Raw genomic sequence first — 25,319 nt, forward strand, 5'->3', positions numbered from 1 at the left:
ATTGGGGCAAAGGTAATTACTTCTTTTTGGTCGGACGCGCTGGCTTGGCTGCCGGCTTGGTTGCCGGGGCAGCCTCGGGCGTGCCCGAGTCCGATTCAAAGTTAGGGTCAACCGGTGTTTTTGGTGGGGCCACCGTCTTCACCGCGCCTTTGGGGCCGGGCTGGTTGCGGTCTTCAGCACCCAGGCCCAGCTCTTCGAGCACAAATTCGGTGTAATCGTGCGCAGGATTGGTGTAGAGCATGGTCAGGTCGCCGGATTTATCGAAAACCACTGCCAGCGTTTTCTTCTTGGCGACCTTTTCGACGGCTTCAAATACCTTGTCCTGCACGGGCTTGTTCAATTCCTGGCGCTTCTTGAATAGCTGCCCTTCGTAGCCAAACTGTTTGTTGCGATAAGCTTTCAACTCCTGCTCCTTGAGCAAAATTTCGTCCTGCCGCTTTTTCTTCATGGCCTCCGTCAGCACAACTTCTTCGTTCTGATAGTTCCGATGCAGCTTATCGAGGTCTTTTTGCAGCGTTTCAATTTCCTTCTGCCAGGTATCCGACAGCAGGGTCAGCTCCTGCTGGGCCTTAGCGTACTCCGGCATTTTAGCCATGATGAACTCCGAATCGACCCAACCAAATTTTTGGGCCTGGGCTTCTGGTGCAACAACTAGCAACAACAAGGCCAGTATCAGGCCGCCAAAATTCTTCATACGGGAGGAAACGTGAAACTCCGCTCGCTAGTGCCTTGCTAGCGAATTTGCTGGCCAATGATGAAGTGGAAGTGGTTGGGGTCTTGCTTGGTGCCGGCCGGAGTACCAATCGGCGGTATCACGGAGTCGAAGCCATGGCCGAAGTCGAAGCCCAGCAGACCAAAGGCCGACATGAAGATACGAGCGCCTACGCCAGCCGAGCGGTACAGCTTGTAGGGGTTATAGTTCTGGTAGGAGCCGAAGGCATTGCCCGCTTCGGCAAAGCCCAGCACGTACACCGTAGCGGCCGGGTTGAGGCTGACGGGGTAGCGCATCTCCAGCACGTACTTGTTGAATGCGATGCCACCGGCCTGGCCAGACTGCGCCGTCGGGATGGCGAAGGTCGCGTTGGGGTCGTCGTAGCCGCGCAGGCCCACGTAGTCGGTACCCACCAGGTAGTTGCCGCCGCCGTTGTAGCCCAGGCCCGCACCACCCATTTTAAATCGCTCAAATGGCCCCACGTCGCGCTTGGAATTATAGGTTCCCAGGTAGCCAAAGTGGGCGCGGGTGTTCAGTACCAGCTTGCCCACAATCGGGGTAAACCACGAAGCATCAAACATCCATTTGTGGAATTCAATCCACTGGTTGTTGCTCGGATGGTCGGGGTTCAGTAGCGAATAAGGCGGCGTCAGGTTCACGCTCAGGCTTAGCGATGAACCCCGGCGCGTATAGGTGGGATTGTCGATGCTGTTGCGGGCCAGCGTGGTATTCAGGGTAATATTGTTGAACGTACCCGAAGCAGCCCCGGCAATCACCGCATAATTTTGTGTCTGATACTGGCTGTACGACAGCGAGTTACTGAGCGTGAAGTAGTCATCTGGCACGCGAAGCTGGCGGCCCAGGCCCACGGTGGCACTGTTCACCTTAATGAACTGGTCTGAAGCTGCATCTAGTGCCGCACCCGTCCGCTGCACACTGTGATTCAGGCTGAATGAGAAGGAGTTCGGCCGACGGCCACCCAGCCAGGGCTCGGTAAATGACAAGGAGTAAGCCTGGTACTGCAAGCCATTGGCCTGTACGTTGAGCGACAGGCGCTGGCCATCGCCGGAGGGCACAGGCGTCCAGTTACGCAGCGTACCGGCTTTGCGAAGTGAGAAGTTGTTGAAAACAAGACCTACCGTACCAATAAAACCGGCATAACCGCCCCAGCCCCCCGACAGCGTTACCTGGTCCGAAGGCTTTTCTACCACCGTGTAGTTGATATCAACCGTGCCATCGGCTTGGTTGGGAATGGGGTTGATGCCAATTTTTTCCGGGTCGAAATAGCCGAGGGTAGCAATTTCGCGTTGTGAGCGGATGAGTAGCTCCCGGTTGAATTTATCGCCGGGCAGCGTGCGCAGCGTGCGGCGCAGCACGTGGTCGCTGGTTTTGGTATTGCCCGATATGTTGATGTCTTTGATGTGGGCCTGTACCCCTTCATTCAGGCGCATTTCAATGTCAATTGAGTCGCCTTCAACCTTGGTTTCCACCGGGTCGATGGTGAAGAACAGGTAGCCGTCGTTGAGATACAGCGAAGAAATATCCTGCCCGGTCGGATTGTAGTTCAGGCGCTTATCCAGAATCTCCTTACTGTAAGTGCTACCGGACTTGATGCCCAGCACATTGGCCAGCGTCTTATCGTCATACAGGTAGTTGCCGTTCCAGGTAATGTGGCGGAAGTAGTACTTGGGGCCCTCGTCTACGGTGATGCGCAAGGCCAGGCCTTTATCGTCCCGCACAAGCGTATCGCTCACGATGGTTGCGTCGCGGTAGCCCTCGGAATTATAGAATTCCAGCAGCTTCTTCTTGTCCTCCTCGTAATCGCTACGCTGGAATTTGCCGGGGGTCAGGAATTTATACGGCTTACGCTCTTTGATCTTCTTGAGCTTGCCCTTCAGCTTACGGTCCGTAAAGGCTTTGTTGCCTTCAAAGGCAATTTCATGGATGCGCACTTTCGAGCCTTTATCCACGTCAATGCGCAGGGCCACACTATTTGACAAGCTGGAATCGGCAACCTGCACAATGCCAACCTTGGTATCGAGGTAGCCTTTGTTTACGAAGAATTTGCGCACTTGCGTCCGCGCATTGTTCATCAGAGCATCCGTCACCACCTTGCCCCGAATCAGGGTGATTTTTTTCGTCAGGTCTTCGGTTTGTCCTTTTTTAATGCCCGTAAAAGTAAATTTTGACAAGCGCGGCCGCTCTTTCAGGTTGTAGTCGAGGAATATTTTATTGCCCTCGAATCGAGCCACCGTCACGCTCACATCGCCGAGGATGCCCTGGGCCCACAGCTTCCGGATGGATTTTCCAATCTCCTCGCCTGGAATGCTGATGGGGTCGCCCACGCGCAAACCAGTCAAGCCAATCAGGGTATTGGGGTCGAGGTAGCGGGCACCGCTAATGGTAATGCCCCCTAGCTCATATTTCTTGGGCTCATCGAGTCCGGCGGCTGCTTGCTGCTGCGCCTGTACGTGTATTGGCTGCGCTATCAAGCCGGCCAATACCACCATCAAAAGCGCACACTTGATAAAAAAATTACGCACAATAAACATTACAAAGATTTAAGATACAGTGATTTGCTCACTGGTTTTACCAAACCGCCGCTCCCGGCGCTGATAAGCCCGGATGGCCTCCTGAAAGTGCTGCTTCCGAAAGTCCGGCCACAGCAAATCGGTGATATACAACTCAGTATAGGCCAGCTGCCACAGTAAAAAGTTGCTAATTCGCTGCTCGCCGCTGGTTCGGATAAGAAGCTCCGGATCGGGCATTTTGGCCGTTACCAAGTAGCTCGCCACCGTAGCTTCGGTCACCTGGCTGGGCTGGAGCCGGCCCGAAGCCACGTCATCGGCCATTCGTTTGGCCGCTTGAGTGAGGTCCCAACGGCCGCTGTAGCTCAGGGCCAGCACCAGCGTCATGCGCGTGCCATACTTGGTTAGCTCCATTGCCTCGGCCAGCTCCCGCTGGCAGCTTTTGGGCAAAGTAGCCAGGTCACCAATGGCTTCCAGGCGAATGCTGTTTTTGAGCAGCGTAGCCGTCTCCTTGCGGATGGTGTGCACCAGCAGCTGCATCAGAGCCATTACCTCCAACGCCGGACGATTCCAGTTTTCCGTTGAAAATGCATACAGGGTCAGGAAGCGCACGCCTAATTCGGCGGCTTCCTCCACAGTTTCACGCACAGCCGTGATGGCGCTTTGGTGACCAAATACGCGCAAGCCCCCACGCTGCTTGGCCCAGCGCCCATTGCCATCCATGATGACGGCCACATGAGCGGGAATATTTTGAGTATCTATTTCGGCCTTGCCGGTCATCTTTGCGGTTTCGCTAAAAGAGCCAGCAAGTTACGGAAATGGTTGCATTTAGCAGCCGAATGCCAATATTAGCTTTTGGCTATATGCAATTCACAATTATATATAAAGCATTCATCAGCTATCAGCTAACTACTACTTTAACAGCCCTTTATTCTTTTTATATTGGTCGGGGCAGCGGATTTTATAGAACGTATACGATAAGCTGACCCCACTATAATAATACCAATCCTGGTCATGAACATTTACCAGTAGGGGGTCTTGGGTGCTCAAATGGTCGAGTTGGTCAGTAAATGTTTTGCGGACACCTACTTCCAGTCCCAGATTAAGGTGTTCCGAAAGTGCGTACTTAATGCCTGCGCCAGCCGGGATAGCCAGCCCCAACATGCTGCCTTTCTGGTTGAAGGTTGGCTGTAGGAGGGGGTTATTGGATACCGTAGTGGTATTGGCATAAAACCCCGCCAAGCCGGCAAACAGATAGGGCGTAAAATGCACCTTATCTGTCCGGTAATGGTAATCCATGAAGTTGTACTCTACCACCGCCGATGCTTCGAGCACGCTGCCTTTGGTATTGGCCTGCCGGTAGCTCTGCAGCGGGGGCACTCCCCCATTCACGCCCGTCACGTTATCATCGGCACCGCGCAGGAAACCGGCGGTGAAGCCGCCCCGCAAGGTGATGGGCACCGATACGTCCTTACGATAGAAGGCGGTGAAGGCAGGCCGACTATTTTGCAGCTGGAAATCGGGCGATATTTCGCCCCGGTAATTGGTGGCTCCAATACCAATACCTACTTCGCTGGTGTTCTGCGCGTTGGCTGAAACACAAAAAAACGTACTCCCCGCCTGAACAAAGCAAGCGAGGAGTACGTTTTTGAGAACTGAATTCGTCATTTAGTAATTGCTGACTCGGAAAAAGAAACCTAAGCCAGCATTCGCTGGCTAGCGGAATTTAGGGTTCTTGATGCGGGGCGTCAAGATGTAATTCAATGTTACACCAGTTACGATGTACCAGTCGGTTTTATTGCGCGAGTCACCACGCTGCTCACCAGCATTATCGAAACCGGGAAATTTTGCGCGGTCCTTGGTGATGTCATGTCCGAAATAGGTGGCGGCACCGGGAGCAAGCTGAGAGGTTGCAGCATACCGTCCACCCGTATCATCCAGGTAGTCGGTGAACGTCTTGCGCCAGCCGATTTCCAGGCTTGCATCGAAGTTACGGTTGATGCGGTAGCGGATACCACCACCGAAAGGAATCGAAAACTGGGTCTTGCTGTACGCAGTTGCCTGGCCTTCCGTTCTCAACGGCTGCAGGTCAACGTAGTTACCATTCTTATCGAGGCCCTGGGGGTTGTGGTAGAAACCAGCTACACCAGCGAAAACGTAGGGCACAAAGTCCGAACGCTTGAGGTAATTGTTGCGGTTTTCGATAAGGTCAACGATGGCAACGGCCGAAGCTTCCAGAATGTCATTCCGGAAATTCATATTGCGGTTGTTACGGAAACGAGCATCCGGGTCCTGGTCGCTGGCGAAGGAGTCATCGCCCGAGATACGGCCATACGACAAGCCAAGGCGGCCCGACACACGCGGATAGAAACGACGGGTAATAGAAATACCTGCACCAACCCGAGTAGCACCTAGGCGCAAGCTAGTGAAGCTAGTTACGGGCGTCAAATCCCCGAAGTAGTTCATAGCATTCAGGCTGAAGCCGATGGAGTTGTATTGCTTCCGCTTGCTAAACTGCTGGGCATCAGCCTCCGGTGTTGCCACCAAAGCCAGCCCGAGCACTACGGCCGTAGAATACGTGAAAATATTTTTCATAAGGCAACTAAAATGATGATACTAGGTTCGGCGAGCAAAAGCAATGCAGAGAGCGCACAGTTTCAGACGGTGACAAAAGTAGGCCTAATCGGGAACTAAAAAAAACTTCGACAATTTTTTCAGCAAAAAACTCTGTTTTCAGACCTGAATACCAGCGGGGTTGCGCCGGTCGAGGCCCCAATTCAGTTTGCTGCGTAAGGTACTGAGGAAGTTGACGTGGTTAAGTTTTACCAGCCGAGCGTTGAAAGCTTCTCGGCGAACGGCAATTTGAACGGAAGCTTCGACGGGCAGAGAGCGGGAGTCGAGCGCCAGCATATAACTGGAGCTGCGGCCTTCAATTTCGAAGGAAATCACGCTCTGGTCGGACACCACCAAGGGGCGCACATTCAGGTTGTGGGGGCATACGGGAGCAATGATAAAATTGTTTGTTTGCGGCAGCATTACCGGGCCGCCGCAGCTCAGGGAATAGCCAGTTGAGCCGGTGGGCGTGGCCACGACGAGGCCATCGGCCCAGTAGGAATTGAGGTATTCACCGTCGATGTAGGTGTGCACGACAATCATAGACGAGGTGTCGCGCTTGAGGACGCTGAACTCGTTGAGGCCGAAATTGAGGCTGCCAAATACGTCGGGGTCGGTGTCGACGCGAATCAGGCTGCGCTCTTCGATGGTAAAATGACCTTTGAAAAGGGCATCAATGGCCTGGGCAATGCGGTCGGGGGTGATGGTGGCCAGGAAGCCCAGGCGGCCGGTGTGGATACCGAGGATGGGAATCTGGAGGCTGCCGACGTAGGTGACGGTATCGAGCAGGGTGCCGTCGCCGCCAATGCTGAGCACGAACTGGACGCCGCGCAGCGAGTCGCCGCGGTGGAACTCGGTGGTGCCTTCGGGCAGGCGCAGGCGGTTGTCGAGGAAGGTGCGGAAGGCTTCGCCAATGCGGACTTCGGCCCGACGGGCGGCCAAATCGTCGAGCAGGGCCTGAATGGCGGGGGCGGCTTCGTCGTCGAAAGGCTTACCAAAAATGGCGATTTTCATGCGGATGGAAAAGCGGATTACGTAGAAGCTGTTTAGAAAGTCCCCGAACGGTCATGCAGCGCGCAGCGAAGCATCTTGCTCGCATCGTCAGGCCTGTTCAACGATGAGAGCAAGATGCTGCGCTCTGCATCACCGTTTGAGTACCTTTTGTGACTTTCTAAACAACTCCGTAATAATAGCGGGTACTTACGTAACAAATAAATAATATGGATGGCGAGAATGAAACGGCTAAATCGGGAATTCGGCCCGGAAAAAGTAGCCGGTTTGCCCTAAGCCATTGAGGGTGTATTCGGCCGTAAATACCCGGTCGTAATACGTGACGAGGTGCAGGCCGAGGCCAACGGCACTCAACAGCTGATTGGGCAGGCGATTTTGGGACAATGAATGCGGGGCGATAACGTAGCCGGCATCGGCAAAGATATTGAGGTAGAGGGCGAGCGGGATGGTATTGATTTTGGGATTGTCGATGGATTGCAGCCGGATGGGCTGGGGCCGCAGCAGCGGGTACGACAGGCCCTGCTGCACCAGTGCATAGTGGCGGCCGTCGATGACGTATTGGTCGTAGCCGCGCACCAAATCGTCGTAGCCGAAGGCGCGGCTATCGGCGTAGGCGAGCTGGCGGGTGAGACGGGCCTGTCCGCTGAGGCCGACACTGTAGTAGAATTGACGGCCCAGGGCCAGGTAACGGGTATAGTTCAGATGCAGGGTGGTGATGCTGGGGGTGGTACCGTCGAGAAAGATGCGGTGCGTGAGCGCAACCTGGGCATAGCGACCGGTGAGCGGGTAGGCGAAGGTGTTGCGCTGGTTGCGGGTACTGATGAGGTTCAGGTCGAGGTATTTGCGCTGAGTGAGGCCGAGGTAATAGGTGGGGTTGTAATGATTGACCGAGTCGCTGATTTGCTCGCGGTGGTAGGAAAAGTTGAGGGCCGTGAGAAACTGAACGGTGTGCCGGAAGCGCAGCCCGCCCGTGACGTAGAAGCGCTGGATGGGAAAGCCGTCATCGGCCCGGAACGGGGTGAGGCGGTCGGCCAGGGTGATATAGTCGAGAGAGTGGCTTTGGAAGTAGGACGCGCCTACGCCGAGGCCCAGCCGCCGGTAGTGGCCCAGGCCGGGGGCTTCGTAGAACAGCTCGTACTTGCGGTTGAAGCCCAGCTGCAGGTTAGCGATGAGCTGCTCGTTGCGGCCGCGAAAGTTACTGCGCACGAGGTGCACGCCGTAGTCGACGCGTCGCCAGCGGTCGGCGCGGTCGAGCCAGGAACGCAGGTTGCGGTCGGCCAGCGAAAGGATGGGCACTGGGAAGGTATACCACCGCTCCTGCATCCCAAACACGATGAGCAGCCGGCTACCAGTGCAGCTAGACTGCACCACCACGGCGTGAAACAGCTGGAGGTTGAAGAGCCGGCGACGGTTGGCTTCGAGGCGGGCCGGCAGGTCGACCAGATTAAGGGTGTCGCCTTCGTGAAAATCGAGTTCGGCCCGTAGAATGCGGTCTTTGGTGACGGCATTGCCCGCAAAAATGATGGTACCCACCGGTGCCCGCACAATGCCGGGGCAAGGCAGTATCTGCACGAGGGTATCGGTGGGGGCCACCACGGGGCGCAGCGGGTGCGGCAGCGTATCGGCCTGAGCCGGCCCTAAGCCGGCCAGCAGCATCTGCAACGAGAGAAGGATTCCGAACAGCACCCGCCTCTACACGCTCAGGTAGCGCAGGAGGGCATCGTAGCGCTCCTGCTCGTCGTCGTCGACCACGGCGGTGCCGCTGAACTGCGCCGTCACGACGTAGCCGAACCGCTCCAGCGTGGCCGTGATGCGGGCCAGGTTGTCGGTATTCAGCTTCAGGGTGAGGCGGATGCGGTAGGGGTCGACTTCGTCCTGGGCTACCAGGGCACTGATGATTTTGGCGTTATTTTCCTCGACGTAGCGGCTGATTTGGGTGAGCGAATAGTCGCGCTCCTCCATGGTGAGGACGATGATGCCGCCCTGGCCGCCGCCGGCCGGCTGCTGCCCGAAGGCCGCCAACGCATCGGCAATAGTGACGACGCCGGCGTACTCATGCCGCTCATCGACGACGGGCACGAGCTGGATTTTATTTTCAATGGCCAGCTCCATCACGCGATAAAAATGCTGGTCGGGCCGCACGTAGGCATCGGCGTAGCCCAGGGGCATTGCGGAAAGAGGGGTTTCGGGGTCGTCGAAATCGGCGAGGTCGGCTTCGGTGACGAGGCCCCGGTAGTGGCGGTTATCGAGGACGGGCAGCTGGGCCACATGGAACTCATCGAGCCAGCGCGCTGCCTTGCCCACCGAATCGGTGCCCTTCAGAGGCGGAATCATTTCGTTGAGGAGGTCTTCGGCAAGCAGGGCGGGCATACTTTTAGTAATTATAAATTATGAATTAGGTGCAGTCGAAAAGATAGGAGAAATTGAGAAAGCAGTACATTCATGATGGACTCTGGCCGGGACTAGCGGCCGGATAGTGGCTAACAACAATCGGGCCGGCAGAATGATAGATAACTTTTAGGCAGACAGCGCGTGGGCAGCTTCGGTGGTACGTAAGAACTGCCGCAGGTAGGCATTGAAACCGGCGGGGCGCTCCATCATGGGGGCGTGGCCGCAGTGGTCTAGGAAGCGCAGCTCGGTGTGGGGCAACAGGCGCTCGAACTCGTGGGCCACGGGCGGCGGGGTAATGGTATCGTTCAGGCCCCACACCAGCAGCGTGGGCACGGTGATGCGGGCCAGCTCCTTACTCAGGTTGTGCCGCTGGGCCGAGCGCGCAATAGCAATGATGCGCAGGCACTTGGCATTGGAGTTGGTAACATTGAACACCTCATCGACCAGCTCCTGGGTGGCTACGTTGGGGTCGTAGAAGGTGTAGCCTACCCGTTCCTGCACATAGGCATAGTTGCCGCGCTTGGGGAATGAGCCGCCCATGCTGTCCTCGAACAGGCCGCTGCTGCCGGTGAGCACCAGCCGATTGACGCGGGCCGGGTTTTTCAGGGTGTAGACCAGGGCGATATGGCCGCCGAGGGAGTTGCCGAGCACGGTGAAACTGGCCGGCAAATCCATTACTTTCACAAAACCCTCGACGTAGGCGACCAGGCCCGGCACGCCGGCCTGGGTGAGGGGCATGTCGTAGATGGGCAGCAGGGGGATGATGACGCGGTGGTCGGGCGCAAACTCCCGCACCACGTCCTGCCAGTTGCTGAGGGCCCCGAACAGGCCGTGCAGCAGTAGCAGCACCGGGCCCTGGCCTTCGTCCATTAATTCGTACCCATGCTGGTGCTGGCGGCGCAATTCCATCTCGTTTTTCGTCAATTACCGGCGGTTTAGGCAATGATACAACAGCGGAGCCAATTGCCCAAAATTGCCAGCCCGTGCGGGGTGAGCAGGGCTTCGGGATGAAACTGGACGCCGTAGAGCGGCAACGTGCGGTGGCGCAAGGCCATGAGCTCGGGAGCGGGGCCGGTGGTGTAGGCCAGGGGCTGGAGCACGGCCGGCAGCGGCTCGCTGAGAATGAGCGAGTGGTAGCGCGTGATGGACTGCACGACTGGCAGGCCGGCAAAGAGCGGCGCGGCGGTATCACAGCGCATGTCGGTGACTTTGCCGTGCATGGGCCGGGCGGCCCGTACCACCGCACCCCCAAAAAACTCGCCCAGCGCCTGGTGGCCCAGACAGACGCCTAGCATGGGGATGTGGCGATGAAAGGTCTGGATGACGGCCGGCATCACGCCGGCTGCGGCCGGCGTGCCGGGGCCGGGCGACAGGACGAGGCCGTCGAAATCGGGCACGTTTAATTCGACCAGGGGCACATCGTTGCGTCGCACCACCACTTCGGCTCCTAGCTGGCGCAGATAATCGGCCAGCGTAAAGGTGAAGGAGTCGAAGTTATCGAGCAGTAGGAGACGCATTTGAAGGGATGAGTTTTAAGGGTTGAAGGCGGAGTTAAAAGAGGACTATTTGAGAAAACTCAACCTTCAACCCTCAAAACTCAACTCTTCACAAAAGCTGCCCGCATTCGGCTTAGTAAATCCTGGACGAAGGGCAGCACATAGCCCGTGATTTGCAGGGCCAGCGGCGTGGCTTGCTTCACGATGGGCAGGATTTGCGAGCCCACCACGAGGTTGGGCGAGAGCAGCATCAGGCCCGATAGGCGGGTACCGTAGAGCAGCAGGCTCAGCCCCAACAGCCACTTGATGACGCCGGCGGCCCCGCCCAAAAGATTATCCAGCACGCCCAGCGGGGTGAGGTGCACGGCCGTTTTGAGCAGGCCGCCCAGCAGGTGCACGCCCCACATAATGGCCACGAACACCAGCGCGAAGGACAGCAGCGGCAGCATCCCGAAGGCATCGCCCACGTACTGCCGCACCAGCGGCACAGCGGCCGAAAGCAGCAGCAGCCCGCCCACCACGCCCAGCACGAAGGCCAGCAGCGACACCACTTCCAGCACCAGCCCGCGCCGGTAGCCCTTCACGGCCCCGATACCGAGCGGGAGGAGCAGGAGGATGTCGAGGGCAGTCATGCGGCAAGGGGATAAGTGAGTAAATGAGTAACGGGAAGTCGGGCCTACTAAGCGGCATAGCGCATAGCCATTGTTTCGTTCAGCAGGCCCGACTTCCCGTTACTCATTTACTCACTTACTCAACTACAGATTCGTGTTGTTCAGCAAATGGCCGAGCACGTCGGAGATGCGCTTGCCGTCGGCCTGGCCGGAGAGCTCGCGGGCAGCTACGCCCATCACCTTTCCCAGGTCGGAAGGGCCGGTAGCGCCCACGCGCTGAATGATGTGCACGAGGCGCTCTACCAAAGCAGCCTCGGAGAGCTGGGCGGGCAGGTATTCTTCAATGATGGCCAACTCGGCGAGCTCGGTTTCTTCGAGGTCGGAGCGGAACTGCTCCTTGTAGATGGCGGCGGCGTCGCGGCGCTGCTTGGCGGCTTTGTTTAGGAGCTTGAGCTCGGCTTCGGGCGTGAGGCCGTCAACGCTGGCGCCGTCGGCGGTTTCGGCCAGCATAATTTGCGATTTGATGCTGCGCAGGGCGGTAAGGCGCACTTTGTCTTTGGCGAGCATGGCCTGCTTGATGGCGGCGTCGATGGTGGTTTTGAGCATGGAGAAAATGGATGGGCGCGTTGGCGCGGGTAAAAGTTTCAGTGACGAGGGGCAGCGAGGGCGTCCAGCAAGGCCATGGGCTGATCGAGATACAGGGCCAGCCGGCGGGCCGGGCGGCAGATGCCATACGGCCCGGTTACGGATATCGGGGCCGCAAAGGTCAGCATTACATTCGGAGCCGTCAGCAGGGGGCGCGCCAGGTTCAGGATTTCGGCATCGGCCGCGAAGTCTCCCCGCAGCAGCTCGGCGGTGGGCCAGCTGCTGCGCGGCACCGCGACGTGCCAGAAAAACCCAACCCGCACCAGCAGCTCATCGGCGGTGAGCAGCGTGGGCTGCAACCGGACGGCGTGGCCGTGGGCAATGAATAGCAGCAGCGCATAGGCATCGGCCACGAGCAACCAGCCGGCGGCCACCGGGCTCCACATCCGCACCAGCAGGTGCAAGGCAGCACTTTCGATTAAAAGGCCGAAGCAGACGATTCCCAGCAAAGCTCCCAGGCCCGACTCGCGGTGGCTGGCGAAGGCGGCCACCCCCGACCGCGTGGCTGGTATAGGTTCCCACCAGCCCAACAGGGCGTAGCGCAGCATATCGAGCTCAGCTACCAGCAGCCCACCGGCCATGCCCAACTCCTGCGCGGCGGCCAGCCGCAGGCGAAGGAGTAGTCGGGTTTCATGCGCCCCGGCGGCCCGGTAGGCGCGCAGCAGTGCCCGCCCCCGGGCAGCCAGGGCCAGCAGCGTCACGGCTTCGAGCGCCATAGGCAGCAGCCGCAGCAGCGCCTGCGAGGGCCATTGTGGTACGGGCAGCAGCCAGCACGCAAGCGCCAGGCAGGCACTGACCACGCCACCCAACACCAGGGGCGAAAGCCGGTAGCGGCGCAGCAGCAATACGTAAAACAATAGCGGCAGCCCCACCAGCACATCGAACAACACGGCCCACGACAAGGCCGGATGCTGCGGAAACGAGGGCAGTCGCACAACGGTATGTTCGATGCCCACAACCAGGAAAGCCAGCGCGGCAAATGCCAGCACCGGCCGTAGCCGAACAGATAGGGAGGACGGATGCGTCATGACAGGCCCCCGGCCCGGGGCGGGGCCGTGTGTGGTGTAAATTCGCCCCGAAGCTACGGCTCTGGTTGGCATCCTTTATTTATTATCCGTGCAGCGAAGGACCTTATTACGGTGCCGCCGGTTGAGTTACGGCAAACTTTTCAGCGGGAATGAGGTCCTTCACAAGCTCAGGATGACAACCGGTTTTCCTATTCTCTCCAACAACTCCTACCCGCCCACCCCCATCCCCTCCTACCCTAATAAAAGATGACCAAGCTCAGCGTCAATATCAACAAACTGGCTACCCTGCGCAATGCCCGGGGCCACAACCGCCCCGACATCCTGCTGGTCGCGCGCGACATCGAGCGCTTCGGGGCTGAAGGCATTACGGTGCACCCGCGCCCCGACGAGCGCCACATCCGCTACCAGGACGTGCGCGACCTCAAGCACATTGTGACCACCGAGCTGAACGTGGAGGGCAACCCCACGCCCGATTTCCTGGCCCTGTGCCGCGAGGTGCGCCCCGAGCAAGTGACGCTGGTGCCCGACGCCCCCGACGCCATTACCTCCAACGCGGGCTGGGACGTGGTGGCGCACCAGCAGTTTCTGCGCGAAGTGGTGGCCGAGCTGAAGTCGTTTGGAGCCCGCGTGAGCATTTTCCTCGACCCCGACGTGCGCCTGGTGGAAGCCGCCGCCAGCACCGGCACCGACCGCATCGAGCTCTACACCGAAGCCTATGCCGTGCACTACCTCGCCGACCGCGAAGCCGCCGTGGCCCCCTACCGCGCCACGGCGGCCCGCGCCGGCCAGCTGGGCTTGGGCGTGAACGCCGGCCACGACCTCGACCTCAATAATTTGGCCTGGCTGCACCAGCAGCTGCCCGAACTGGCCGAGGTGAGCATCGGCCACGCTCTGGTGTGCGACGCGTTGTACCTGGGCCTCGAAAACACGGTACAGCTGTATAAACGCCAGCTGAAGTCGTAGTCAGACGTTTTTTTCAGAGAACGTCATGTTTCGACTTCGCTCAGCATGACGTTCATTTTTTTATTTTCAATTATTGCCCCGCATGCCCCGTCACTCCCTAGCCGAATTCGAAGCACTCCCCTACCCCGTGCTCGATGTGCGGGCTCCCATCGAGTTTGCGCAGGGCCACATGCCGGGCGCGCTCAACCTGCCTTTGTTTACGGATGAGGAGCGGGCCAGCATCGGCACTACCTATAAGCAGATGAGCCAGGAGCGGGCCGTGCACCTGGGCCTGGAGTTTTTCGGGCCGAAGATGTCGGCCATGGTGAAGCAGGCCAAAAAGCTGGTGCCCGGCAAGGAAGTGCGCCTGCACTGCTGGCGCGGCGGCATGCGCAGCGGGGCCGTGATGTGGCTGCTGGAGCTGGCCAGCTTCAAAGTGCACCTGCTCGACCATGGGTACAAGGACTACCGCCGCGATGTGCTGGCCTCGTTTGCGCAGCCCCGGCAGTGGCGCGTGCTGGGCGGCCTCACCGGCAGCGGCAAAACCGATGTGCTGCACCAGCTAACCGCCATGCCCGGCCAGCTGGTGCTCGACCTAGAGGGCCTGGCCAGTCACAAGGGTTCGGCCTTTGGGGCCATTGGGCAGCCGGTGCAGCCCACCCAGGAGCAGTTTGAGAACAACCTGGCGGCGGCAATGGCCGCCCTGCCCACCGATACCCCGATTTGGGTGGAGGATGAGAGCCGCCAGATTGGCCGGCTCACCATTCCGCCCGGGCTGTTTGCCCAGCTCCAGGCCTCCCCGCGCTTCGTACTGGAGGTGCCCCGCCCCGCCCGCGTGGCCAAGCTGGCCGCCGAGTACGGGGCCGAAGACCCAACCCTGCTGGCCGAATCCATCGGGCGTCTGCAAAAGCGCCTTGGCGGCCTGGCCACCCAGCAAGCGCTGGCCGCCGTGGCCGCCCGCGACTTCCCGCTGATGGTGGAGCTGGTGCTCGATTACTACGACAAGACCTACACCTACGGCCTGGCTCCCCGCCCCGAAGAGCCGCCCCGCACCCTGGTGCCCGTGGCCGACTGCGATGCCGCCGCAAATGCGGCGCAGCTGTTACAGGCCACTGCGACCATCTAAAAGGCTTGAGCATCATGACAAATGTGCCGCCAGTCGATAATTCGGCCGGGTATCGGTGATATATTGTAATTTGTCGGCTGAAATAGCAATTCAGCTTTTCACTTATCCCCCTCCTTTTCCTTTCTCTGTCTTCGCTCACTTAAGTATTTTCTATTCCCCACTTTTCCTCTTTTTTCCATGTTAACAAACCTACAAACCCGGCTAAAAAAAGCCAGTCATTTGCTACCGGTAGCTTTGCTGCCATTCGCGGCGCACGCACAGTTCAATTATGGTGCTGCAAATGCCGTAACCGTTGCCGGTACGTATACCGATTTAGGCACGGGTGGAACGGCTATTGCTACCTCCAACCCTGACGATGCCAACTCTACGGCACAGCCTATTGGCTTCACTTTCAATTACAACGGCACGGCTTTTACACAGTTTATCTTAAACACCAACGGCCTCATCAAGCTTGGCTCGGTTGCGCCTTCGACCGCAGCCCTGTACTATGAGAATTTCGCCGGTGGCGTTGGTATCGACCCGCTTTCGTCGGCCGCAGCAGCCGAAACAAACCTGATTATGCCCTTCAACTTCGACCTGGAGGAAGGCATTAGCGGTACGGCTGATTTCCGGGTGCAAACCACCGGCACAGCGCCTAACCGCGTCTGCACAATTCAGTGGAAAAACGTAAAAGACAAGTCAGAGCCCGGCACCGGTGCTCCTGCCCAGTACAGCAACTTCAGCTTCCAGGCGAAGCTGTACGAAAGCGGTAACATTGAATTTGTTTACAATACTGCACTTGCCTCGGCGAATGCCACAGCCACTCGTTTTCCAAACGTGGGCCTGAAAGGAAGCAGTACCGCAACCAACCAGGTAGCGCTGGCGCTCAAAGGAGTACCCAGCGACCCTTGGAGCGCGACTACTTTCATTAGCCAGAACTACGGCACTTCGGCTCACAACATAAACAAGGTAGGTTTGCCGGATGCTGGCCGTACCTACCGCTTTGTACCCACCGTGCAGCTGAGCAACGATGCCGCTGTTACGGCTATCTATACCTTGGGTACAGTATCGAGCGCCTACGGTTCGCCAGTAACGGCCCAGGCCCTGGTAACTAATACTGGCTCTGCTGCTCAAACCAACCTTGCCGTGACCCTCGCGGTAAGTGGTGCCACTACCTACACGAACACGCAAACGGTAGCAACCCTGGCCCCAGGTGCTTCCACTATGGTTACCTTCACCTACCCCGTGGCGGGCACCACCGGCACCAATACCCTGACCGTGACCATTCCTGCGGATGGCTTAGCTAGCAACAACACCCAAACCTTCACCCAAACCATTTCGACTGGCACCCTGAGCTACGTTTCGGGCACCACCATCAACGGTGGCGCTGGTGTGGGTGCGGCTGGCAGCGTCTTGGCCGTTGGGTACCGCACCGTGGGTGCCGCCGCTGTAACGTCGGTAAGCCCTTCTTTTGCCGGCACCACCACGGCTACAGCTACTTATCAAGTATTGGTATATAGCGCCGCTGCCAATGGTCAGCCCGGCACCGTGCTCTACACCTCGCCTGCGCGCCCCCGGCCCGCCGGTGCTGCTAACGTGGTTACCACAGAAACGGTAGCTATTCCGAATATCGCCGTAAATGGCGGCTTTTTTGTCGGCCTCAAAACCGTTGCCGCCGACAACCTGAGTGTTGCTTACCAGACCGAAGTGCCGCTGCGCAGCGGCACGTTCTTCTACACCACCACCAACGGTACCACCTGGATAGACATCAACACTTCCACGCTCAATTCGCGCTTGGCTGTCAATGTTGGCCTGTCCACTTTCACGGCCGTTCGCAACGAGGCCCTGGCCGCTACCGTGAGCCTGTACCCCAACCCCGCGCACCAGAGCTTCCAGCTCACGGTGCCTACTGGCCTGCGTACTGCTTCGGCCACGCTGAGCAACACCTTGGGCCAAGTGGTGCAGTCGCGCCAGTTGAACCTGCCCGCCGCCGGCGGCACCGCCGACTTCAACGTGAGCAGCCTTGCTCCCGGCGTGTACACGCTGACGTTGAAATCGGGGGCTGACCTCGTGGTGAAGCGCGTGGTAGTGGAATAACCATTCCCGCCCCGCACCAATAAAAAAAGGGCTGACCGCATGGTCAGCCCTTTTTTTATGGACGGCATCAAGCTTAGCTGATGGGCACCTTGCGCAGAATGGCCTCAATCAAATCCTGGGTGCGGATGCCGTCGGCTTCGGCCTCGTAGGTGAGCAGGATGCGGTGGTTGAGCACATCGGCCGCCACTTCCTTGATGTCTTCGGGCAGCACGTAGTCGCGGCCTTCGAGGTAGGCCACGGCTTTGGAGGCGCGGTGCAGGGCAATGCTGGCCCGGGGGCTGGCCCCAAACTGCACGGCCTGGGCAAATTCGGGCAGGTCGTAGTCGGCCGGCCGGCGGGTGGCAAACACCAGCTCAATCAGGTAATTTTCCAGGGTGTCAGAAATCTGCACCTGATTGATTTGCTGACGAATACCGAAAATATCTTCTTTAGTCAGAATGGGCTGCACATCTTCCACAAAGCTGAGGTTGGCCATGCGGCGCATCACCTCCAGCTCGTCGGCCTTCTTGAGGTAGTCAACGTGCACCTTCAACATAAAGCGGTCGACCTGGGCCTCGGGCAGCGGGTAGGTGCCTTCCTGCTCCACGGGATTTTGGGTGGCCAGCACCAGAAACGGCAGGTCGAGCGGATACGTGGTATCGCCGATGGTGACCTGCTTTTCCTGCATGGCTTCGAGCAGGGCGCTCTGCACCTTGGCCGGCGAGCGGTTGATTTCGTCGGCCAGCACGAGGTTGGCAAAAATCGGCCCCTTCTTTACTTCAAAAACCGACTGGTTCTGGTTGTAAATCATGGTGCCCACTAGGTCCGATGGCAGCAAATCGGGCGTGAACTGCACCCGCTGAAAGTGCAGGTGCAGCACCTTAGCCAGCGTCGAGATGGTGAGGGTTTTGGCCAGGCCGGGCACCCCTTCCAGCAGGATGTGCCCACCGGTGAACAGGCCAATCAGCAGGCGGGTGAGCAGCGGCTGCTGCCCCACCACCACCTTGCCCATCTCCGCGAATACCTGGCGGATAAGCGGATGATAGTCGATGGGTGCCGCCGGCACAGGAGTATCAGAAACAGGGTTCATACGTGGGAGCGTGGACAAAACAGCAGCTGCAAGGTAGGCACAAGGCCGGTCACGGCCGATACCGGGACATTATATTCCTTCGGCCCTGTCACGAGCCTTGCCTCATGGCCCGGGCCCGTAGCACGCTCCCGGCAAATGGGGCGTTGGGCCTTGCTGGCGCTGCTGCTGCTGCTGCTGGCCCTGCTACTCATTGGCGCCTACGATGAGCAAACTTTCTCGTTTCTCACGGTGCTGTGGCAGCGACTGCTGGCTGCCAGTAGCCTGCACCACTTAGCGGCGGCGATGCAGCAGGACATCAACGGCGGCATTACCAAGCGCCTGCTGCCGGCCGTAGTCCCCTACGCGGCCCTCTGCATCGGCATTTGCCTGCTGCAGCTGGTGCTCGCCCCGGCCCAGTGGCGCATGGCGGTGAAGCTGTACACCGGTACGCTGGCCAGTAAGCTGGCCGGCGATGCGATGCCGGCGATGCGATGCCGGCCGCCTCAGCGTGCTCCTCAGCGGCTACCGCCAGCCCGTCGAGCTAACGGTGTTTGATGCCCTGGGGCGCATGGTGGCGCACAAATCGGTAGCAGCGCCCAACCCCCAGGGCACCACCCAGCCGCTGGACCTCACCAGCGTGGGGGGCCGGCGTGTATGTGCTGCAGGTACGCACCGCCGCCAGCCTGGAAACGCGCCGCGTGGTACACGAATAGCCCAAGTAACTGCTGAAGGCAAAGCCAAAAAAGCCCGCCACCTGAAAAGGTGAGCGGGCTTTTTTGGCTTTGCAAATAGTACCAGAGACGGGACTCGAACCCGTACGTCCGCGAAGACAAGGGATTTTAAGTCCCTCGTGGCTACCATTACACCACTCTGGCTCAGCTACTTAGCTATGATATTAACTCTGTTTTTGCCCCGATAGTTTTCCGTCAGAGCATGGCAGTTTGGACAAAGTAACTGCAAGTTTTCCAAACGGTGGTCATTATTTATCCCATTCCGATGATGTAATTCCAGCGGAATAGGCTGGTGCTTCCATTCTACTAGTCCACAATCCTCACAATGTCTGGCCTTCACGCTTTCTTCCAGCAGCCTTTTCCGTAAACCATGGGTGAAATTATACGGCGAATTTTCTACCAGAATTTCTTCAAGGGTGGCTTTGCGTCCGAAACTCTTGTAGCGGGCTCCCTGGTTCCAGGCTGCGCCCGTCCAGTGGCTGGTATCCAAGCCTAGCTTCGCGATGCGGGCATATACGATTTTGTAGTTGCCCCCGGCCGGCACCAGCCCGATGCGCCCCAATACCTGCGCCACCGATAGGCTTTCGCTAACCGCCTGCCGGAATTCATCATCTGTACTGAGGCATTTGCGTGTAGCAGCCATACGGATGACATGAGTTAAAACAAAAAAGACGCTGCTGTAAAGCAACGTCTTTTTTCGAACTATGGAGCGGGAGACGAGGTTCGAACTCGCGACCTCGACCTTGGCAAGGTCGCGCTCTACCAACTGAGCTACTCTCGCAGGAGGTTCAGAACAAGTTTCGTTGTGCTGAATGGTGCGACAAAGGTAAGGGGCTTTTTTGAGGAAGCAAGTACCAGGTGTGGAAATTATCATCCCAGAGGCCTTTCTCCTTCATTTTCAGGCTGAAAAAATTAACCTTTCCCTAATGTGAGCTTCAATTCGTTCAGTTTCATCAGCGCTTCGATAGGCGTGAGGGTGTTCACATCAAGGTGCTGGAGCAGCTCGCGGATGCGTTCGAGGGCCGGGTCGCTGGGCTCGAAGATGCTGAGCTGGGCGCGCGGCGCGGTTGCCACGGCCGAAGTGGCGCGGGGCTTGGGCTGGGCAGGCTCGCGGGGTGGCGGCACAGCAACCCCGGCCCGCATAGAACTGCCGTTGGGCTCGATGCCCGCCAGCACGTCGTCGAATTCGGTGGGTATATCACTTTCGGCCCCGGTGCCGGTGCGCTCCACTTCGAGGTGGTGCATGATTTCATTTGCCCGCAGCACTACGCTGGTGGGCATGCCGGCCAGCCGTGCCACGTGGATGCCGAAGCTGTGCTCGGAGCCGCCGGGCTGCAGCTTGCGCAGGAAGAGGATGCGGCCGTCGGCCTCCTTCACGGCCACGTTGTAGTTGCGCACGCGGGGGCAGTCGTCGGCCAGTTGGTTGAGCTCGTGGTAGTGGGTGGCGAACAGGGTTTTGGCCTTGGCTTTGGGGTTGTTGTGCAGGTGCTCGACGATGGCCCAGGCGATACTGATGCCGTCGTAGGTGCTGGTACCGCGCCCGATTTCGTCCATCAGCACCAGGCTGCGGTCGGAGAGGTTGTTGAGGATGGAGGCGGTTTCGGTCATCTCCACCATAAAGGTGCTTTCGCCCTTGCTCAGGTTGTCGGAGGCTCCTACGCGGGTAAAAATCTTGTCGATGATGCCTACTGTGGCGGCATCGGCGGGCACGAAGGAGCCGATTTGAGCCAGCAGCACGATGAGGGCCGTCTGGCGCAGCAGGGCCGACTTGCCGGCCATGTTGGGGCCGGTTATCACCACAATCTGCTGGTCGTCCTGGTCAAGGCAGATGTCGTTGGGGATATAGCTTTCGCCGGGGGGGAGTTGGCGCTCGATGACGGGGTGGCGGCCGGCTTTGATGTCGAGCACGGTGCCGTCGTTCACCAGTGGCTGCACGTAGCGCTGCTGCCGGGCCGTGAGGGCAAAGCTGGCCAGGCAGTCCATCACGCCAATGGCGCGAGCGTTTTGCTGAATCTGGGGCACGAAATCGAGGGCCGCCAGCACCAGGTCGTTGTAGATGCGCTGCTCAATCACAAACAGCTTTTCCTCGGCGTTGAGGATTTTTTCCTCGTAGGTTTTCAGCTCCTCGGTTACGTAGCGCTCGGCGTTCACCAGGGTCTGCTTGCGAATCCACTCGGCGGGCACCTTATCCTTGTGGGCATTGGTGACTTCGAGGTAGTAGCCGAATACCCGGTTGTAAGCCACTTTCAGCGACGAAATACCGGTATTGCGCTGCTCGCGCTGCTGAAGCTGCAACAGGTAGTCCTTGCCCGAGAAGGCCAGGGCCCGCAGCTCGTCCAGCTCGGCATCGACGCCCATGTTCAGCACGCCGCCCTGGTTGGTGAGGATGGGCGCGTCGGGCTTGATTTTGGTTAGGATTTCCTGGCGCAGGTTGGCGCAGGGGTTCAGCTGCTCCGAGAGCTTCACCAGCGCCTTCACGCCGGACACGGCCAGCCGCTCGCGCATGGGGGCAATGGCTTCGAGGGCGCGGGCCAGCTGCAGCAGCTCGCGGGGGTTCACACGGCGCACGGCCACTTTGCTTATCAGGCGCTCCAAGTCGTTTATCTGACGCAGATGCTGGGTAAGGTCGCTGAGCAATTCCTCATCGGCCACCAGCGCGGCTACCGTATCGAGGCGGCGCTGAATCTGGCTTACTTCCTTGAGCGGCAGCACTATCCACTTGCGCAGCAGACGGGCCCCCATGGGCGTCAGGGTCTGGTCGAGCACGTCGATGAGGGGCACGCCGCCGGGGTGTTGGGCGTGCACCAGCTCCAGGTTGCGCACCGTGAAGCGGTCGAGCCACACGTACTTATCCTCCTCCAAACGGCCCAGACTGGCGATGTGCTGGACGTCGTTGTGCTTGGTTTCGGCGAGGTAGTGCAGGATGCAGCCGGCCGCAATCACGCCTTCCTTCAGGTTATCGACGCCAAAACCCTTGAGCGAGGTGGTGCGGAAGTGGCGGGTGAGGGTATCGTGGGCGTAGTCGGCCCCGAAAACCCAGTCGTCCAGCGCGTAGGTGCAGTAGTCGGGGCCGAAGTTCTGCTCAAACTCAGCGCGACTCTTCTTGCAGAACAGCACCTCGGCGGGGCTGAAATTCTGCATCAGCTTGCCCAGATAGTCGAGGGTACCTTGGGCGGCCAGGAACTCGCCGGTGCTGATGTCGAGGAAGGAAATGCCGGCCTCGGTCTTGCCGAAGTGAATGGCGCAGAGGTAGTTGTTACTGCGCCGCTCCAGCACGTTATCGTGCATACTCACGCCGGGCGTCACGAGCTCCGTGATGCCGCGCTTCACGAGGCCTTTGGCTTCCTTGGGGTTTTCGAGCTGGTCGCAGATGGCCACGCGCTGGCCGGCGCGCACCAGCTTGGGCAGGTAGTTGTCGAGGGAGTGGTGCGGGAAGCCGGCCAGGGCCACTTCGCTGCTGCTGCCCGCGCCGCGCTTGGTGAGGGTGATGTCGAGAATGCGGCTGGCCGTGACGGCGTCCTCGCCGAAGGTTTCGTAAAAGTCACCCACCCGGAATAGCAGCACCGCGCCCGGATGCTGCTGCTTGAGCTGGTAATACTGCTTCATCAGCGGCGTTTCACTCACAGCCGGGATGGGCACGGTGAAGTGGTCGGGGCCGACGGATTTAATGACGAATTCTTTTTTAGGTGCGGGCAAAATTGTGCGGTAAGCTTTAGCTTGCCGGAAAATCAGCCGGCAGCAAACAAGTCAATTAGTTAAAAACGCCCGGCGCGGGCAACGCGTTCCGTGGCCGGCTCGCGGCGATTTCGTGGCGTTGGCCCTCCCCTTTTCCTTCACGGCAAGCTAAAGCTTACCGCACAAGCACCATGCGAAAACTCACAATGGCCGAGCTGAACCGGGCCTCGGTTGATGACTTCAAAAGTACGCCCAAAAGCCCCGTGGTTTTAGTGCTCGACAACGTGCGCAGCATGCACAACGTGGGCGCCATCTTCCGCACGGCCGACGCCTTTGCGCTCGAAAAAATTTACCTCTGCGGCATCACGCCGCGCCCGCCACACCGCGAAATCACCAAAACGGCGCTGGGCAGCGAGGAGTCGATGGCCTGGGAATACGCCGCCGAAACCGTGACGGCCGTGGCCGCCCTCAAGGCGGCCGGCTACCACATTGCCGCCGTGGAGCAAACCACGGGCAGCGTCGCGCTACCGCAGTTTCGGCCCGAAACAGGTCGGCCGCTGGCACTAGTGCTGGGCAACGAAGTTTTTGGCGTTGAGGATGCCGTGCTAGCGCTGTGCGACCTGGCCGTGGAAATTCCGCAGTTCGGCACCAAGCACTCGCTAAACGTGGGCGTGGCGGCCGGCGTAGTGCTCTGGGATGCGCTGGTGAAGCTGGGCGTGGTGTAAGGGTCTAAGGGTCGAAATCCGGCAACCATTGGCCCGGCCGGCGGTTGGGTTCTCATGCTCCCCTCCCCTACCGCCGCCACCCGGCCCGATGCCGCCCTGCTGGCCCTGCGCCCAACTATCAACGCGGCAGCGACCGATGCCGAAGGCACCGTGGGCCACTTCCTGCACGCCACCCTGCGCCCGGTCCTCAAGCTGCAAAACGACCTGCTGCTGGCCGTGGTGACCGATTTCGTGCACGAACACCACATCGCCCTGCGCCCCACCGACCAGCACCACCAGCTCACGGAATTGCTGACCCGCAATACCAAGCTGCGCTATACCATCGTGGGCCTGATAACCGGCCAGTTCACCGCCGCCGAATATGCTTTTTATCGCCCGCAGCGCGCCGAGCTGAACCGCCGGATGCTGGAAATGACCCTGCGCCGCGTACTCGACCAGGTAGCGCTAATAAATTAGCCCGCAAAGGGCGCAGAGGGAAGGCGCAGAAGTCGCAGAACGTTCTGCGGCCTCTGCGCCTTCCCTCTGCGCCCTCTGCGGGCTAAAATTTAGTCGAACTGCGAGTCGCGCAGCTGCACGGGCTTGGTTTTCTTGCGCAGGCGCAGGTTCAGCACTTCTACCGTGAGCGAGAAGGCCATGGCGAAGTAGAGGTAGCCTTTTTCGATGTCTTTGTGGGCCGCTTCCATCACCAGCATGAAGCCAATCATGATGAGGAACGAGAGGGCCAGCATCTTGATGGTGGGGTTATCGTTCACAAAATTGGCCACTACCCCGCTGAAGGCCAGCATGATGCCCATAGCGCAAATCACGGCCGCAATCATCACCAGCACGTTATCGACCAAGCCCACGGCAGTGAGGATGGAGTCGAAGCTGAATACGATGTCGATAACCACGATTTGCAGGATGATGCTCATCATCGAAACGCCCTTGCCGCCCACGGTTTCCTCTTCTTCCTCGCCTTGCAGCTTGGTATGAATTTCGGTGGTGCTCTTGTACATCAGGAACAGGCCGCCGGCCAGCAGAATCAGGTCGCGCCCCGTCACGCCAAACGGCTGCGCCAGCCACGGAAACGGCAGGTCGAACAGCGGCGTGCGCAGGCCCACAATCCAGGAAATACTCAGCAGCAGACCAATGCGAAACAGCAGCGCCAGCAGCAGGCCAATGGTACGGCCACGCGCCTGCTGCTCGCGGGGCAGCCGGTTCACCACAATGGAAATGAAGATGATGTTGTCAATCCCCAGCACGATTTCCATGAACGTGAGGGTGAGCAGGCTAACCCAGGTAGCGGGGTGGACAAAGGCCGAAAAATCGTACATTAAATTGATTGTGGGAATGTGCGAATGTGAAAATGATTGAAAGCGAGTAATTGGGCAGGGTTAATAGCGGAGGTCACTCCTGCATTACGAAAGCCCATTCTCACATTTCCACATCTCTCTCATCATCATATTTTTATGACTTCATGTTCACGAACTGCAGCGGCAGGCCGATATCAGTACGGCGCAGTACGGCGATGGCAGCTTGCAAATCGTCGATTTTCTTGGCCGTCACGCGCACCTGGTCGTCCTGCATCTGGGCTTCTACCTTCACCTTAGCATCCTTGATGGCCTTGATGATTTTGCGGCCGAACTCCTTGTCCACCCCGGCGCGTACCTTGATGGTTTTCTTAATGAGCTGGCCGCTGGGCTGCTCATCGGCCGAAAAGTCGAGGCTGGTGCCGTCGATGCCCTGCTTCACCACGCGGCCGAGCAGGATGTCCTCCAGCGCCTTTACGCGCATCGAGTTTTCCGACGACAGGAGAATGGTGTTGTCCTTTTTGTTGAGCTCGATGCCGCCCTTGGTGTCGCGCAGGTCGTAGCGGGTCTGAAGTTCTTTTTGGGCTGTGTTTACCGCGTTTTCGAGGGTTTGCGGGTCAACTTTGCTCACGATGTCGAAGGATGCCATGGCGGGTGGGGCGTAGTTTTGAG

24 protein-coding genes and 2 tRNA genes are annotated in these 25,319 nt (G+C 59.0%); 6 read left to right on the top strand and 20 right to left on the bottom strand.

Features of this window, described 5'->3' with window-relative positions; translation table 11 throughout:
- Window positions 1-16: 16 nt before the first annotated feature.
- The 13 genes from KQ661_RS00655 to KQ661_RS00715 all read right to left on the bottom strand — a co-directional run bounded on the left by KQ661_RS00655 (window position 17) and on the right by KQ661_RS00715 (window position 13,035).
- A complete protein-coding gene (locus KQ661_RS00655; protein WP_216678887.1) occupies window positions 17-694 on the bottom strand; it encodes an OmpH family outer membrane protein in 678 nt (225 codons plus the stop codon).
- Window positions 695-732: 38 nt separating this feature from the next.
- Complete coding sequence (gene bamA, locus KQ661_RS00660; protein ID WP_317196047.1) at window positions 733-3,255, bottom strand: outer membrane protein assembly factor BamA; 2,523 nt, start codon at window positions 3,253-3,255, stop codon at window positions 733-735.
- 18 nt (window positions 3,256-3,273) lie between these two features.
- Complete coding sequence (locus KQ661_RS00665) at window positions 3,274-4,020, bottom strand: isoprenyl transferase (protein WP_216678889.1); 747 nt, start codon at window positions 4,018-4,020, stop codon at window positions 3,274-3,276.
- Window positions 4,021-4,152: 132 nt separating this feature from the next.
- A complete protein-coding gene (gene porG / locus KQ661_RS00670; RefSeq protein ID WP_216685388.1) occupies window positions 4,153-4,908 on the bottom strand; it encodes a type IX secretion system protein PorG in 756 nt (251 codons plus the stop codon).
- 48 nt (window positions 4,909-4,956) lie between these two features.
- A complete protein-coding gene (locus KQ661_RS00675; RefSeq protein WP_216685389.1) occupies window positions 4,957-5,835 on the bottom strand; it encodes a DUF6089 family protein in 879 nt (292 codons plus the stop codon).
- Between the two features lie 138 nt (window positions 5,836-5,973).
- A complete protein-coding gene (locus KQ661_RS00680; RefSeq protein ID WP_216678892.1) occupies window positions 5,974-6,867 on the bottom strand; it encodes an NAD kinase in 894 nt (297 codons plus the stop codon).
- 228 nt (window positions 6,868-7,095) lie between these two features.
- Complete coding sequence (locus KQ661_RS00685) at window positions 7,096-8,520, bottom strand: BamA/TamA family outer membrane protein (RefSeq protein WP_216685390.1); 1,425 nt, start codon at window positions 8,518-8,520, stop codon at window positions 7,096-7,098.
- A gap of 36 nt (window positions 8,521-8,556) precedes the next feature.
- The gene (locus KQ661_RS00690; protein ID WP_216678894.1) at window positions 8,557-9,234 is read right to left on the bottom strand and encodes a CBS domain-containing protein; all 678 of its coding nucleotides are present in this window, start codon (window positions 9,232-9,234) and stop codon (window positions 8,557-8,559) included.
- A gap of 147 nt (window positions 9,235-9,381) precedes the next feature.
- Window positions 9,382-10,164: an alpha/beta fold hydrolase gene (locus KQ661_RS00695; protein ID WP_216727915.1), complete on the bottom strand. Its 783-nt coding sequence runs from the start codon at window positions 10,162-10,164 to the stop codon at window positions 9,382-9,384.
- A gap of 26 nt (window positions 10,165-10,190) precedes the next feature.
- Window positions 10,191-10,772 carry an anthranilate synthase component II gene (locus KQ661_RS00700; RefSeq protein WP_216678895.1) on the bottom strand — a complete coding sequence of 194 codons (582 nt, stop codon included), beginning with the start codon at window positions 10,770-10,772 and terminating at the stop codon, window positions 10,191-10,193.
- A gap of 80 nt (window positions 10,773-10,852) precedes the next feature.
- Window positions 10,853-11,383 carry a CvpA family protein gene (locus KQ661_RS00705; protein WP_216685391.1) on the bottom strand — a complete coding sequence of 177 codons (531 nt, stop codon included), beginning with the start codon at window positions 11,381-11,383 and terminating at the stop codon, window positions 10,853-10,855.
- A 123-nt stretch (window positions 11,384-11,506) separates the two neighbouring features.
- Complete coding sequence (locus KQ661_RS00710) at window positions 11,507-11,968, bottom strand: GatB/YqeY domain-containing protein (protein ID WP_216678897.1); 462 nt, start codon at window positions 11,966-11,968, stop codon at window positions 11,507-11,509.
- 38 nt (window positions 11,969-12,006) lie between these two features.
- Window positions 12,007-13,035: a hypothetical protein gene (locus tag KQ661_RS00715; protein ID WP_216678898.1), complete on the bottom strand. Its 1,029-nt coding sequence runs from the start codon at window positions 13,033-13,035 to the stop codon at window positions 12,007-12,009.
- 246 nt (window positions 13,036-13,281) lie between these two features.
- Between KQ661_RS00715 and KQ661_RS00720 the strand changes: the two genes are divergently transcribed.
- The 3 genes from KQ661_RS00720 (at window position 13,282) to KQ661_RS00730 (ending at window position 17,179) form a co-directional block, all read left to right on the top strand.
- Entirely contained in the window at window positions 13,282-13,998 is a 717-nt protein-coding gene (locus tag KQ661_RS00720; RefSeq protein WP_216678899.1) for a pyridoxine 5'-phosphate synthase, read from the top strand.
- 82 nt (window positions 13,999-14,080) lie between these two features.
- The gene (gene mnmH, locus KQ661_RS00725) at window positions 14,081-15,103 is read left to right on the top strand and encodes a tRNA 2-selenouridine(34) synthase MnmH (protein WP_216678900.1); all 1,023 of its coding nucleotides are present in this window, start codon (window positions 14,081-14,083) and stop codon (window positions 15,101-15,103) included.
- 177 nt (window positions 15,104-15,280) lie between these two features.
- Window positions 15,281-17,179: a T9SS type A sorting domain-containing protein gene (locus KQ661_RS00730; RefSeq protein WP_216685392.1), complete on the top strand. Its 1,899-nt coding sequence runs from the start codon at window positions 15,281-15,283 to the stop codon at window positions 17,177-17,179.
- Between the two features lie 73 nt (window positions 17,180-17,252).
- Here KQ661_RS00730 and KQ661_RS00735 read toward each other — a convergent pair whose 3' ends face one another.
- Window positions 17,253-18,248 (bottom strand): AAA family ATPase, encoded by a 996-nt coding sequence (locus KQ661_RS00735; protein ID WP_168671242.1) that lies wholly within the window; start codon window positions 18,246-18,248, stop codon window positions 17,253-17,255.
- A gap of 135 nt (window positions 18,249-18,383) precedes the next feature.
- Between KQ661_RS00735 and KQ661_RS00740 the strand changes: the two genes are divergently transcribed.
- Window positions 18,384-18,782 (top strand): hypothetical protein, encoded by a 399-nt coding sequence (locus tag KQ661_RS00740; protein WP_216685393.1) that lies wholly within the window; start codon window positions 18,384-18,386, stop codon window positions 18,780-18,782.
- A 237-nt stretch (window positions 18,783-19,019) separates the two neighbouring features.
- Here KQ661_RS00740 and KQ661_RS00745 read toward each other — a convergent pair.
- From KQ661_RS00745 to mutS, 4 genes are all read right to left on the bottom strand, one after another.
- Window positions 19,020-19,102: transfer RNA gene (locus KQ661_RS00745), tRNA-Leu, on the bottom strand.
- A gap of 4 nt (window positions 19,103-19,106) precedes the next feature.
- Entirely contained in the window at window positions 19,107-19,601 is a 495-nt protein-coding gene (locus KQ661_RS00750; protein ID WP_216685394.1) for an HNH endonuclease, read from the bottom strand.
- A 62-nt stretch (window positions 19,602-19,663) separates the two neighbouring features.
- Window positions 19,664-19,739: transfer RNA gene (locus tag KQ661_RS00755), tRNA-Gly, on the bottom strand.
- A gap of 131 nt (window positions 19,740-19,870) precedes the next feature.
- Window positions 19,871-22,564 carry a DNA mismatch repair protein MutS gene (gene mutS / locus KQ661_RS00760; protein WP_216727916.1) on the bottom strand — a complete coding sequence of 898 codons (2,694 nt, stop codon included), beginning with the start codon at window positions 22,562-22,564 and terminating at the stop codon, window positions 19,871-19,873.
- Window positions 22,565-22,824: 260 nt separating this feature from the next.
- On the opposite strand from mutS, the gene KQ661_RS00765 reads away from it, so the two are divergent.
- Window positions 22,825-23,358 carry an RNA methyltransferase gene (locus KQ661_RS00765; protein ID WP_216678904.1) on the top strand — a complete coding sequence of 178 codons (534 nt, stop codon included), beginning with the start codon at window positions 22,825-22,827 and terminating at the stop codon, window positions 23,356-23,358.
- A 54-nt stretch (window positions 23,359-23,412) separates the two neighbouring features.
- Window positions 23,413-23,814, top strand: coding sequence for a hypothetical protein (locus KQ661_RS00770; protein WP_216678905.1), 402 nt, complete (start codon window positions 23,413-23,415; stop codon window positions 23,812-23,814).
- A gap of 89 nt (window positions 23,815-23,903) precedes the next feature.
- Here KQ661_RS00770 and KQ661_RS00775 read toward each other — a convergent pair whose 3' ends face one another.
- Window positions 23,904-24,671 carry a TerC family protein gene (locus KQ661_RS00775; protein WP_216678906.1) on the bottom strand — a complete coding sequence of 256 codons (768 nt, stop codon included), beginning with the start codon at window positions 24,669-24,671 and terminating at the stop codon, window positions 23,904-23,906.
- A 133-nt stretch (window positions 24,672-24,804) separates the two neighbouring features.
- Window positions 24,805-25,296 (bottom strand): YajQ family cyclic di-GMP-binding protein, encoded by a 492-nt coding sequence (locus KQ661_RS00780; RefSeq protein ID WP_168671249.1) that lies wholly within the window; start codon window positions 25,294-25,296, stop codon window positions 24,805-24,807.
- Window positions 25,297-25,319: the final 23 nt, after the last annotated feature.

The sequence above is a fragment of the Hymenobacter siberiensis genome, from assembly GCF_018967845.1.
Lineage (GTDB): Bacteria > Bacteroidota > Bacteroidia > Cytophagales > Hymenobacteraceae > Hymenobacter > Hymenobacter siberiensis.